The sequence below is a fragment of the Glaciecola sp. KUL10 genome, assembly GCF_003203515.1.
GTDB lineage: Bacteria > Pseudomonadota > Gammaproteobacteria > Enterobacterales > Alteromonadaceae > Glaciecola.
The window spans coordinates 35050-47379 of the sequence record NZ_BGNG01000014.1; the positions used below are offsets into that span (position 1 = coordinate 35050).

Annotated in this window: 11 protein-coding genes; 8 read left to right on the plus strand and 3 right to left on the minus strand. The window is 41.2% G+C overall.

The window, feature by feature from the left end; genetic code table 11:
- Window positions 1–86: 86 nt before the first annotated feature.
- The 3 genes from dsbC to djlA form a co-directional block, all read right to left on the minus strand.
- Complete coding sequence (gene dsbC / locus KUL10_RS17130) at window positions 87–836, minus strand: bifunctional protein-disulfide isomerase/oxidoreductase DsbC (protein WP_233499874.1); 750 nt, start codon at window positions 834–836, stop codon at window positions 87–89.
- Window positions 837–927: 91 nt separating this feature from the next.
- Entirely contained in the window at window positions 928–1908 is a 981-nt protein-coding gene (xerD, locus tag KUL10_RS17135; protein ID WP_110430180.1) for a site-specific tyrosine recombinase XerD, read from the minus strand.
- A gap of 40 nt (window positions 1909–1948) precedes the next feature.
- Entirely contained in the window at window positions 1949–2893 is a 945-nt protein-coding gene (gene djlA, locus KUL10_RS17140; RefSeq protein WP_110430181.1) for a co-chaperone DjlA, read from the minus strand.
- A gap of 236 nt (window positions 2894–3129) precedes the next feature.
- On the opposite strand from djlA, the gene KUL10_RS17145 reads away from it, so the two are divergent.
- The 8 genes from KUL10_RS17145 (at window position 3130) to KUL10_RS17180 (ending at window position 12324) form a co-directional block, all read left to right on the plus strand.
- The gene (locus tag KUL10_RS17145) at window positions 3130–5298 is read left to right on the plus strand and encodes an LPS-assembly protein LptD (RefSeq protein WP_110430182.1); all 2169 of its coding nucleotides are present in this window, start codon (window positions 3130–3132) and stop codon (window positions 5296–5298) included.
- Window positions 5299–5381: 83 nt separating this feature from the next.
- Window positions 5382–6689 (plus strand): peptidylprolyl isomerase SurA, encoded by a 1308-nt coding sequence (gene surA, locus KUL10_RS17150; RefSeq protein WP_110430183.1) that lies wholly within the window; start codon window positions 5382–5384, stop codon window positions 6687–6689.
- Window positions 6689–7675, plus strand: coding sequence for a 4-hydroxythreonine-4-phosphate dehydrogenase PdxA (gene pdxA / locus KUL10_RS17155; RefSeq protein ID WP_110430184.1), 987 nt, complete (start codon window positions 6689–6691; stop codon window positions 7673–7675). Before surA ends, pdxA begins: the two co-directional genes overlap by 1 nt.
- Window positions 7672–8469, plus strand: a complete 798-nt coding sequence (gene rsmA, locus KUL10_RS17160) for a 16S rRNA (adenine(1518)-N(6)/adenine(1519)-N(6))-dimethyltransferase RsmA (RefSeq protein WP_110430185.1) — start codon at window positions 7672–7674, stop codon at window positions 8467–8469. Before pdxA ends, rsmA begins: the two co-directional genes overlap by 4 nt.
- 2 nt (window positions 8470–8471) lie before the next feature.
- Window positions 8472–8846, plus strand: coding sequence for a Co2+/Mg2+ efflux protein ApaG (apaG, locus tag KUL10_RS17165; RefSeq protein ID WP_110430186.1), 375 nt, complete (start codon window positions 8472–8474; stop codon window positions 8844–8846).
- Window positions 8847–9650, plus strand: coding sequence for a symmetrical bis(5'-nucleosyl)-tetraphosphatase (locus tag KUL10_RS17170; protein ID WP_110430187.1), 804 nt, complete (start codon window positions 8847–8849; stop codon window positions 9648–9650).
- Window positions 9651–9740: 90 nt separating this feature from the next.
- Window positions 9741–11765 (plus strand): methyl-accepting chemotaxis protein, encoded by a 2025-nt coding sequence (locus KUL10_RS17175; RefSeq protein ID WP_110430188.1) that lies wholly within the window; start codon window positions 9741–9743, stop codon window positions 11763–11765.
- Between the two features lie 109 nt (window positions 11766–11874).
- Window positions 11875–12324, plus strand: a complete 450-nt coding sequence (locus KUL10_RS17180) for a hypothetical protein (RefSeq protein WP_110430189.1) — start codon at window positions 11875–11877, stop codon at window positions 12322–12324.
- The last annotated feature ends 6 nt before the right edge of the window (window positions 12325–12330 follow it).

Below are 12330 nucleotides of genomic sequence, written 5' to 3' on the forward strand. Positions count from 1 at the left end.
TTTTAAAAAACCTATCAAAATACAGCCTTTCACCCACCTTGGTTTAAGACTGTACTTTAATGAGAGAACACAATAAAAGTAAACGCTTACTTACCAAAACTCTCATTTAACAACTGTGAAAGTCTAGCAGCTGGCACATAACCAGGCTGAACGCTTCCATCTGGTAAAATGATGTTTGGTGTGCCGTTCACACCGATTTTTTGGCCAAATTTATAATGTTCCGCGACGTCATTAGCGCATGAGGCTGGGGCAACAGGTTGTCTAAGTTTTGCGGTGGTGATTGCACCTTGTGGGTCATCTGCACACCAGATTGATACGGTGTTATCGTACACATCACTGCCGATGCCAGCGCGCGGAAACGCAAGATAATTTACAGTAATGCCGTAGTCATTTAACTCTTTCATTTCTTTATGAAGCTTTTGGCAATAGCCGCAAGTGGTGTCTGTGAAGACCGTAATCACATGTTTTTCTTCTTTTGCTTTAAACTCGATTGCCGAATCTGAAAACGCTTTAACCCCTTCAAGTCTTACCGATTTAAGTTGCTCTTCATTGTGATTGACAAAGCCTGCGGGTGTGATTTCAAAAATAGCCCCTTGAATTACGAAGTTAGTATCAGGGGTAATATAAATCAAACCGCGGTTAGTATTCACCGACAGCAAGCCTTCAATCGGCGCATCTTGGATTGAATCAATCTCTAAATTCAACTTTTCAGCAAGTGCTGGTTTAAGATCCGCATATTTATCAACCGCTTGAGCGTGAACATTGGCCGCAAGACTGATGAAGCTTATCGCTGTGGCTAGCGCGGCAGCCTGTTTAATCATTTGTTTAATTTGCATTTAAAGATGTCTCAAATAGTAAATTTAGTTTTCGATAGTAGTATAGACCAAGCAAGCGCTCAAAATCATTCATAAATCTATCGATATTCATTTAGCCCCTAGGATGGTGCTCTTTCACTAGGCTTTGCAAGCGTTGTGTTGCTACATGGGTATAGATTTGAGTGGTAGAAAGATCACTATGCCCTAGCAGCATTTGCACGACGCGCAAGTCTGCCCCGTGATTTAGCAAATGAGTTGCAAATGCATGACGCAAAGTGTGGGGTGACAATTTTGATTTGATACCCGCTTGCTCAGCATAAAACTTTATGCGATGCCAAAATGTTTGACGTGTCATGGTTTGCCCCCGTTTACTCGGAAAAACGGTATTAGTTGGCTTTTTTAGCAGTTCACCACGGCCTTGTTTCAAATACTGACTCAGATAATCGACCGCTTCTTCTCCCAATGGCACTAAGCGCTCTTTTCCACCTTTTCCAATTACACGAATGACCCCTTGTAAAAGACTTATTTCGTGCATTTGCAAATTCACTAACTCAGATACGCGTATTCCAGTGGCATACAATACCTCTAACATTGCTTTATCACGCCATTGAACAGGATCAGACAAGTCAGGTGCGTCAAGCAAATCAGATACTTGTTGTTCACTTAGCGTGTCGGGCAGTTTGCTGGGTAACTTTGGGTTTTTGATTTTTTCAATTGGACTTTTTTCACACCATTGTTTGATTAAGGCGAATTGGTAAAAGGCTCTGATTGAGCTCAAACTGCGCGATGTTGAACGAGCACTGAGCTCTTTTTCGACCCGATACTTCAAATATTTTTCGATACGAGATGCGTCAATGTGCATCAAGTCAAAGATAAGTTCTTCTTCATGATGTAAGTTGCTGTCTTGAAAATAAAGCGCAAATTTAGTCAGATCCGTTTTGTAGGCACTTAACGTGTTTTTGCTTAAACCCTTCTCGACTAATAAGCTACTCAAAAACTTGTCGATATACTGCCTACTTTTCGCTGATAAGCCTTCATATTGAGTCAATCGACTTTGCTTTGATACTTTTTGAGCGCCTAATTTAGGTTTCATTTAATGCCTCTAACAATCATAGGTTTATCGCAAATGATCACTAAAAGTCACGACGTTTTTTAATTAAGGTGTACGCAGCCTGTATATCCTGAGCCTTTTCTTTCGCCATTAATACAGCTTGTTCAGGTAGGCCTTTTGAGGCGAGCTTGTCGGGGTGATGAGTCGACATCAACTTTTTATATGCTTTTTTGATGGTTTTCGCATCATCGTTAGCGCTCACACCAATGATTTTATAGGCATCTTCTAATTCTGATAAGTTGGAATATGAAGTGCTTGAATATGACTGATTTGTGTGAGAGGAATTCTGACTGTTATTGGACCGTTGAGAACTTTGTCTTTGATTGTGATACTCACGGTTTGCAGAATTAGCCCGCTTGGCAGACTCAGAGCGTTGCTTGTTTTGAGCTTGTCCTTTTCTAAAACGCTGCTCTGCCTCAAATGAAGTGACAAAGAAATGTAACTCTTTTTTGCTAAAATCCAATTGCCTAGCGACTTTTTCAAGCACGGATAGCTTGGGTGCAGATAACCTTGTTTTAGCGCATGCTGCTTTAACTAGAATCTCTAGATATACCTGCAAAATATCGCGGCGTGCATGACAGTTTTCTTTTAGTTGGCTCAGCATATCTATAAGCGGAAAATCCCTTGCTTTGCCTTCTCTAAATGCTTGTTGTGCTTCTTTTCGCACATCACCCTGAAGCCCCATATCATCCATCAACGCTGAGGCTGTATTAATATCATCTTGAGTAACTGCGCCGTCTGACTTGCAAACATGACCCAATGCAGAAAACAAACAGTGAAAAAACTCTGCTTCAGTCTGAAACTCATCTTTCGTATTAAAAAATCGTGCAAACCCGCCTTGAGAAGAAAAGTCTTTGCTATACGAAATATCAAAGAAGTGACCGACCACTAAGCCTAGAATAGCGCCAGGTATACGACCAAACATAAAGCCAAACATGACACCAATGACTTTACCCCAAATTTGCATATAGCAAACATCCTTTTGTCTTGTGAAGTTTTAAGATTGAAGTTACTGAGTCTTTTATCGATAAAAACCAAAGATTAACTTGGTTATTGTGAACTAAAGCTTTAAAATTACAAGGTTTAGCAAAACACGATTATTATTCTTGTTTTACAGACTCAGACATAAATCACCATCAAATAGGCCTATTGTTGTTCTCAATATCAATAAAAAATCGACTATTATTTAAGGTCCTACTCATAATGCCGACGCTAGTTGTTGGGCAAGAGGTATGTATAGTCACACCTTCAAACTTTGATGTCAGTGAATTAAGTCAAAATAGAGAGATAATAGTACGCTCTGATAATGCGCAAATGATTCAAGATACGACAGCTCGGTTTGATGGTAATGTCAAAATCATCAGCCCAGATGCACTCATCATTGCAGACTCTGCTAACATCAGCGATAGCGGCAAAGAATTGATAGCCAGTGGCGATGTAGAATACCAAGATGAAAGCTTGAGAGTTTTTTCTCAAGGGGTTGAGTTAAATAGCAACTTGAAGCTGCTTCAGATGGAAGATTCTGACTATGAAATGAAAGACATTGCAGGGCGAGGTGCGGCAAAACTTCTTTCATTGTCTGGCGAACGAGGTTTGACACTCGAATCTGTCACGTTTACGACTTGCCCTAAAGGTGGCGAAGACTGGCAGATCAGTGCAAGTGAAATAAGCATTGGAAAAGACAAACCTTTCGGGGAAGCCTTCAATACTATATTTAAAGTAGGTGGTGTGCCTGTGTTTTACTTGCCTTATTTCGCCTTTCCTGTCACGGCGGAAAGACAAACCGGTTTGTTATTTCCTAAAATTAGTAACTCACAATCGGTTGGCTTGGAATACGAACAGCCATTTTATTGGAATATTGCTCCTAATTACGATGCAACTATTTCTCCTCGATTTATGACTGAACGTGGTTTGCAACTCAAGACGGAATTTAGATATCTGAATTATGGCTCAAGGGGTGAAGTCCAACTCGAATATTTACCCAATGATATTGATACTGCTGAAGATGATGAACGTTACTTTTACCGGTTTAGCCATCAGGGAAAACTAGCAGAGGATTGGAATCTAAACATCGACTTCAGTGGTATAAGCGACGATAACTATATCGTAGATTTAGGTTCAGACTACTATAATCGTGCAGACACTCACCTATACCGGCAGGTAGGTTTAAGTTACTTTTCCGAACAACTTGATTTTACAATGCAGTTTCGGGATTTTGATGTTATTGGTGATCACCCTTCAGTTTATCGTGCGTTACCAGAGATGAAACTCAATTACGCGTCCGACTTGAGTAAATATTTATCATTTAATGTCAACTCGGAGTTAGCTTACTTTCAAAGTAGCTTGGACAGCAACCCAGATGCTATTCGTTTACACGTAGAACCCTCGTTGCAAATTCCCTATCAACGCGCATGGGGCGAATTGCTCGCTGAAGTGAGTGTGCTCAATACATATTACGCGCAAGATGTAGACGAGAATGCGGCGTTGGCTGATGAAACACTCCGGACAATTGGGCAAGGCCGCTTGTACGGCAGTCTAATTTTCGAGAAGCAACAAAGCCTACTAGATAAAGACTACACACTAACACTAGAGCCCAAGGCTCAGTATCTCTATACTAGTTATGAACAACAAGACAATATTGGTCTTTATGACACGACACCATTGTTAACAACATTCAGCAATCTGTTTAGAGGTCAAGAGTTTACTGGACTTGATCGCATCAATGACAACAACCAATTTACGCTTGGATTAACTTCGCGACTGATTGATAAACAAAATCGCGAAAAAATGGTGTTTAGTTTGGGGCAAATCTTTTATTTGCAAAATACTAAAATAATTGATGGAACTCGCGATGGGAATCGTTCAGCTTTAGCAGCAGAATTAGATTGGCAAGTGAACCAACGCTGGTTTTTACACTCTGATATTCAGATCGAGACGAGAACAGACCGTGTTCAACGTAGTAGTTTTGCAACTGAATACCGAGTCAATGATGATAAGTTGATACAACTAAATCATAGGTATATCAGGGACTTATCTGGGGAGCAGATTAACCAATTAGGTCTATCTGCAAGCTGGCCAATTAATGAAAAATGGGCTTGGGTAGCGCGCTGGTATCGAGATACTGAACGTTCTCGCACGACAGAGAGCTTTTTTGGGGTACAATACGAAAGCTGTTGTTGGGCACTTCGTGTGACTGCGCAACGACATCTTAGTAATCGTTTTGATGTAAACGGTGTGCGCACTCAAGATGACTTTGATTCGGGTATTGCTTTGCAGTTTGTGTTTAAGGGAATTGGCAGTAGTAAGGGGTCAACCAGTATGCTTGAACAAGGCTTATTCGGCTATAAACAACCCTATTTATTGAACCAATAAAGTAGAACGAAGTATCAGTCAAAGCGGGTTAACGATTAAACAAGCTAGGGCAAACAAACAGTTAAATAATGATTAGAGAAAATATGAAGTATAAAGCATTAATAGTAGCGTCATTGCTAGCTAGTTTAATTTTCAGCAGCGCAGTCAATGCGCAGTCTGGTGTCCAAACATTGGACAGAGTAGCCGTTATTGTAGATCAAGGCGTCATTCTCGAGAGTGAAATTCAGAAGCTAGTGCAGACGGTTAAACAAAACGCGATCACAAACAATCAAGACTTACCGTCTGATCGCGCGTTGCGAACCCAAGCTATAGAGCGTTTGATTCTTACTAATTTACAGATGCAAGTCGCCAGCCGCATGGGTATTCAAATTAGCGACCCACAGCTTGAGCAAACTATCGCCAATATAGCTCAGCGTGAGGGCTTAACACTCGAGCAGTTTCGTCGTGAAATTCAGGCGCAAGGGCTAAACTATGAAGAATATAGAGAGCAGGTTAGAGAAGAACTAATCACTGGTGAAGTTCGACGTGCTAACGTGCGTCGACGCGTTTATATAACACCGCAAGAAATAGAAGCGTTGATGACGGTATTAAACCAACAAGGTGAGCAACAGGCAGAATACAGACTAGGCCATATATTAATTGGTATTCAATCAGGTGCAAGTGATGCAGACGTTGAGACTGCTCGCGACCGAGCTGATAAAGTCATTGAACTACTGAACAACGGTTCCGACTTTACCAAAATTGCCATTGCATCTTCGTCAGGCCCTAAAGCGCTAGAAGGTGGAGATATGGGATGGTTAAACGTCAATGCTATGCCTACCTTGTTCGCTGAAGTGGTACAGAATAAAAGCAAAGATGAATTAATCGGCCCGATCAGAAGTGGAGCAGGTTTTCATATTCTTAAAATTCTAGACACCCGAGGGGTCGAAAAAGTCGAGGTTGAAGAGGTTAACGCGAGACATATTTTAGTCCCACCTTCAATCATTTTAAGTGATCAAAAAGCAGAACAAATGCTCTTAGAATTTAGAGCCCAATTAATTGAAGGCACAGCTGACTTTGCAGAATTGGCAAAGGAGCATTCACAGGACCCAGGTTCAGCGCTTAAAGGTGGCGTGTTAGGTTGGAACGACCCCGAAATCTATGTGCCAGAATTTAAAGCTGCGCTAGCTACACTAGAAAAAGATGAGTATTCTATGCCTGTCAGAACTGTTCACGGTTGGCATCTAATTCAACTAATAGACAGACGGGTAGACGACGCCACGGAAAAGTTAAAAGAAGACCGTGCAGCTCAATTACTTTACAATCGCAAATTCACAGAAGAAACCGAAAACTGGATTCGTGAGATGCGCGACGGTGCCTATATAGAAGTGATAGAAGAGAGCAATATTTAATGTCTGAATCATTGAAAATTGCAGTCACACCCGGCGAACCAGCAGGGATCGGGCCTGATTTAATCATTAAGTTGAGCGAACAAATCTGGGATGCTCAACTTGTTGTATTTGCTGATGCGGATATGCTGCTTGAACGCGCAAAGATGTTAGGCGTAGCACTGGAAATTATTCCCTACTCACCAGACAGTGATTATATACAACAACCAGGTCAGTTAATCGTTAAGCATATCCCTGTACAAACGCCAGTCATCGCCGGTGAATTGAATAGTGAAAACGGTCACTATGTGGTAGAGACATTAAGACAAGCTTGCCAAGAAAATATTGATGGCACCTTTGATGCCGTGGTCACAGGGCCTGTGCACAAAGGAATCATCAATAAGGCTGGTATATCTTTTAGTGGTCACACTGAGTTTTTTGCGCACCAGGCAAATTGTTCAGATGTAGTTATGATGCTAGCGACAGAAGGTTTACGCGTATGTTTAGCAACGACACATATCCCACTAGCATATGTGTCGAAGGCAATTACCCCCGAAAGATTAGACAAAGTCATTCACATAATCCATACCGATTTGAAATTAAAGTTCGGTATTGAATCACCCAAAATTTTAGTGTGTGGCTTGAATCCTCATGCCGGAGAAGACGGACACCTAGGAAAAGAAGAGCAATTGGTTATCACGCCAAAGCTCAATGAACTCAGAGACCAGGGTATTAATTTAATTGGACCGTTGCCTGCTGATACTATCTTTCAGCCTAAATACCTTGAACAAGCGGATACAGTGTTAGCCATGTATCACGATCAAGGTTTACCAGTATTAAAATACAAAGGCTTTGGCGCCTCCGTGAATATAACGCTCGGACTTCCATTTATTAGGACATCTGTAGATCATGGTACGGCGGCCGATTTAGCGGGCAGCAATGATATAGACTGTGGCAGCTTTAAGTTGGCTATTCTAAAAGCAATTAAATTGGCAAGGAAAAAAGTATGAGTCAAAAGCATTTAGGCCATACAGCCCGAAAACGCTTTGGACAGAACTTTTTGCATGATCAATATGTGATTAATCAGATTGTTAATGCTATTCATCCTTTGAATGGTGAAAACCTTGTTGAAATTGGACCAGGTTTGGGGGCGTTGACAGAGCCCGTTGCTGAATTGGTTGAGCATCTTAACGTCGTTGAACTTGATAGAGACCTCGCAAAAAGGCTGCGTCATCATCCATTTTTAAATGCTAAACTTAATGTATTAGAACACGATGCATTAAAATTTGACTTTTCACAGCTCAGTGAAGAAGAAGGCGATTTACGCATTTTTGGCAACCTCCCCTATAATATTTCTACACCGTTGATGTTCCATCTATTTAGCTTTCATTCCAAAATAAAAGACATGCATTTTATGCTTCAAAATGAAGTGGTAAAGCGCTTGTGTGCGGTTGCGGGTGATAAACTCTACGGCAGGTTATCAGTAATGGCGCAATATTACTGTAAAGCAACACCCGTTGTATTTGTTCCGCCCTCGGCATTTAATCCACCACCTAAGGTTGATTCGGCCGTTGTCAGATTACTTCCGCACAAGGCTCCACCAGTAAAATTAGATTCAGTAGATGCTTTGCAAAAAATCGTTACAACAGCATTTAATCAACGCCGGAAGACTATTCGCAATAGCTTATCTTCTTTGTTGACTGAGACTCAAATAAGTGAAGCTGGAATAGAGCCAAGCTTGAGGGCTGAAGCGCTGACGCTTCAAGACTTTGCAAACCTAGCCAATTCACTTCCAAGCGACTAGCCATGCTTGAAGATATCAAAATCAAAGTAGAAACAAAGTTCTTAGGTCGTCAGGAGCAAAAAGATGCAGAGCCTGCATTCGTCTTTAGTTATAAAGTGACGATACAAAATCTTGGTAATCAACGTGTACAATTACTCCGGCGCTATTGGTTAGTCACTAATGGTGACGGAGAAAAAGTTGAAGTTGCTGGGGATGGTGTTGTTGGCAAACAACCGTTGATCGAACCCAATCAAAGTTTTGACTACACTAGCGCTTCGATGTTAAAAACGCCCGTCGGGACTATGGAGGGATATTATGAATTTGAACTCTTCGACGGCAGCACAAAACGCGCGGCCATCCCTATTTTCAGTTTGGCGATACCAAATAGTCTGCACTAAATGAATTATGTTGTTGGCGATATTCAAGGCTGTCTGCACGGCTTACAAAAGCTACTTAAAAAAGTTAAGTTTGATCCTAAACACGATAAGTTGTGGGCTGTTGGAGACCTAGTTGCGCGTGGCCCATCATCGCTAGAAACCCTACGTTACTTAAAAAGCATGGGAAGTAGCTTTGAAACGGTGTTGGGCAACCATGATTTACATTTAATTGCCATTTACCATCAAGTAGGACGGGTCAAGACGAATGATTTACTTGATGATTTAATAAGTGCCCATGACTTTGAGGACCTAATTAAGTGGTTAAGTAGCAAACCTTTGGCGATTAGAATCGACAAACAACACTTGCTCAGTCATGCCGGCCTATACCCCGCTTGGTCATTTAAACAAGCTATTAGGCATTCGAATGAAGTGTCAGACTATTTAAAAAGTAAAAAAGCAATTAAATTTTTGAAATCTATGTACGGTAACGAACCCAGCACATGGGATGATAAAATTGAAGGAATGGAACGGCTTCGCTTCATTACGAACGCATTTACTAGAATGCGTTTCTTAAACGACAAACAGGGTTTAGACTTCAAACAAAAGTGCCACCCAAGTAATGCTCCACTTTTATTGACCCCATGGTTTAAGATGAAAAATACACAATTAAAAAAACATCACAAGGTTGTTTTTGGTCACTGGGCATCCTTATCAGGCGATACTCACTCTTCTCGTTTCATTGCATTGGACACCGGTTACGTGTGGGGTAAGTCAATGTCAATGTACTGCATCGAAAATCAAAAGATTTTTAGCATTTCAGCATAAAGAAATAACAATCTAATCCGATACCCTTCTTAACGACTCGCTAATTTTACGTGCGAACATCAACATTTGGCATGAAGCTAAGGAGCAAAAATGAATCTTACAGTTGCGATGAAGGTCATCGGCGGTTTTGCCGTAAGTAGCCTTCTACTCATCGTGTTAGGGATTTCGTCGCTGATCAGTTTAACTAGTATCGATAGCGCAACCAATGAAGTAAGTGATGTCGCGATGCCAACGGTATCGCAAAGCGCTAATTTGGAAACCCATTTTTTAAATATGGGCAGGCTAACTTTTGAAGCTTACATAAGTGAACAGGTTGCAGACTTGAAAGGAAAAGAAACTGACTTTTCTAAAAGCAAAGAACAATTTGAAGCCACTTTAGCCAAGTTGAAAGGGACGGTTCAAAACGATAAAGAACTCAAGCCACTTTTGAGCAAAGTCGAGTTGATATTTAATGACTATATCAACAACGCCAACGAAATGTATAAGAACCACTTACAAGATTTAAACGGTCGAAATCAAGTGGCATCAATGCGCTCAACTTTAGAAGAACAGCTAGATGATGCGTCATCTTTACTCTTAGACTTTACCGACCTCGACGAGGTTGAAGATAGCGCTGCGCTCTCAGAGGCGGCACAAATTGCTACTAGTCTAGAAGGCAGCCTATTGTCACTAATGTCCTCAGTTGCTGATTTTACTAACGTGAAGACACAACAACGAGCTGAAATAAGACAGCAAGAAGTCGATGTATTCAAAGCACAAACCCTTGAGCGTCTCTCGAACATGATGTCGGCAGCAAATGGTCAGGATGATAGTGGTACGCTTGAGGAAGCAGAAGAGTTAATCACAGACGCTATTGATTTAATTGAAAAAAATAATGGAATCGTCTCGACTAAGTTGGCCCGTCTTGTCGCCAGTAAAAAGGCAGAGGATGCGCTTGTTGCTTCTGATATAAACATTGCGGATGGGCGCAACGCATTAGACAGTCTGCTCAATTCGGCAAATGGAAAAGCGGCTAAAATTAAAGAACATGTTTCATCATTAGTATCTGGTAGCTTGACCTTTATTGTTGTCTTGATAATTGCCTCTGTGTTGGCAGCAGGATTTATCGGTTTTAAAAGTGTGATGGCAATCAAAGTACCACTAGGTAAAGTGAACGAATTGCTGAAAATCGCATCTTCTGGCGACTTGACTCATAGACTGGACGATAGTTCTACGGATGAATTTGGTGTGTTATCTAAAAACTGTAATCAATTGATTGATAACCTAAAAGCCTTAATAGACGGTATAAATATGCGTGCTGACCAGTTAGCCGCTGCGTCTGGTGAGACGTCTACCATCACCGCACAAACTACTAATTCGATAGAAGAGCAAAAGTCACAAATTTCTCAAATAGCTGCCGCGACGACAGAAATGCACAGCACATCAGAATTAGTTTCTCAAAGTGCTGATGACACCCTAAAAGAAATTAAAAATGCCGACGCCGAAGCAGAGAAAGTAAAACAAATCTCACAAGAGAATAAACATACTATCGAGGTGCTCGCAAGAGATGTACAAGATGCTGCGGACGTGATTAACAAACTACACCAAGACAGCGCAAGCATTGGTGGTATTCTTGACGTTATTCGCGGGGTTGCCGATCAAACAAATCTACTCGCATTGAATGCGGCAATTGAAGCCGCTAGAGCGGGTGAGCAAGGGCGAGGTTTCGCAGTTGTTGCTGACGAAGTACGCACTCTAGCAAGCCGTACTCAGCAATCAACTCAAGAAATCAACACCATGATTGAGCAGTTACAAGCAGGTGCAGAGCGCGCTGTATCAGTAATGAATCAGGGTCGCGATCAAACTAGCGTATGTGTAGAGCAAACAGAAAAAGCAACACTTGCGCTAGACGTTATTACCGACGCAGTTCATAGAGCATATGAAGTTAGCTCCAGAATTGAGCAGGCAGCACGTGAGCAACATACTGTATCAAGTGAGATCAGCGAACGACTTGAAAGTATCGTTGGCATCGCTGAAGAGACAACTTTAGGTGCTCAACAAACGACGGCATCTAGCGCTGAAGTGGCTAAATTGGCTGATGAGCTTCAAGAATCAATAGGCGAGTTTAAGGTCTAGACAGTTATCAAACCTAATCTTTAGGTATTGATTAGAAACTTTTAATCAGCTCTTGAGTTATCTACTATTCTCATATTGAATGTTTATAACTTAAGAGCTGATTTTCTTTATGAAGGGTGGTGTTTCAAAACTCATTTTTTTGCTCATTCTGTCGAGCTACCTCTTTGCATGCAATGGGCATCACGATAGGCCCTTTGGTGGGTTTTCTTCTGAATCACCGGAATACAAAGCACTTAGCTTCTTTCAAGCAAATTACAATACTAATGACTTCGATACTATGCTTGCTTTATCTTCGGTAAAATACCAGCAAACCATTCAGGCGTATCAAAGTCCTAATTCATTCTCAAGATACCTTTTAAACTTGCAATACGATCAAGGCGTCGATATCAATATAGACCGTTCATTTAGCGAAATAACCAGCAAAACAGGTGACCGTACTTCCGTTACTATTCTTTTTACTGGCCACAATCATGGTCGGAAAATCAAAGAATTAAAGCGAGTTTTGTTTATCAAAGAACAAAATAAGTGGCTAATCAACGATATCGAACCCGTCGTTTAACAAACG

Bases quoted from the DNA above. Each gene is read 5' to 3' on its own strand.
- dsbC (WP_233499874.1), bottom strand. From the start codon at position 836: ATGCAAATTAAACAAATGATTAAACAGGCTGCCGCGCTAGCCACAGCG.
- xerD (WP_110430180.1), bottom strand. From the start codon at position 1,908: ATGAAACCTAAATTAGGCGCTCAAAAAGTATCAAAGCAAAGTCGATTG.
- djlA (WP_110430181.1), bottom strand. From the start codon at position 2,893: ATGCAAATTTGGGGTAAAGTCATTGGTGTCATGTTTGGCTTTATGTTT.
- KUL10_RS17145 (WP_110430182.1), top strand. From the start codon at position 3,130: ATGCCGACGCTAGTTGTTGGGCAAGAGGTATGTATAGTCACACCTTCA.
- surA (WP_110430183.1), top strand. From the start codon at position 5,382: ATGAAGTATAAAGCATTAATAGTAGCGTCATTGCTAGCTAGTTTAATT.
- pdxA (WP_110430184.1), top strand. From the start codon at position 6,689: ATGTCTGAATCATTGAAAATTGCAGTCACACCCGGCGAACCAGCAGGG.
- rsmA (WP_110430185.1), top strand. From the start codon at position 7,672: ATGAGTCAAAAGCATTTAGGCCATACAGCCCGAAAACGCTTTGGACAG.
- apaG (WP_110430186.1), top strand. From the start codon at position 8,472: ATGCTTGAAGATATCAAAATCAAAGTAGAAACAAAGTTCTTAGGTCGT.
- KUL10_RS17170 (WP_110430187.1), top strand. From the start codon at position 8,847: ATGAATTATGTTGTTGGCGATATTCAAGGCTGTCTGCACGGCTTACAA.
- KUL10_RS17175 (WP_110430188.1), top strand. From the start codon at position 9,741: ATGAATCTTACAGTTGCGATGAAGGTCATCGGCGGTTTTGCCGTAAGT.
- KUL10_RS17180 (WP_110430189.1), top strand. From the start codon at position 11,875: ATGAAGGGTGGTGTTTCAAAACTCATTTTTTTGCTCATTCTGTCGAGC.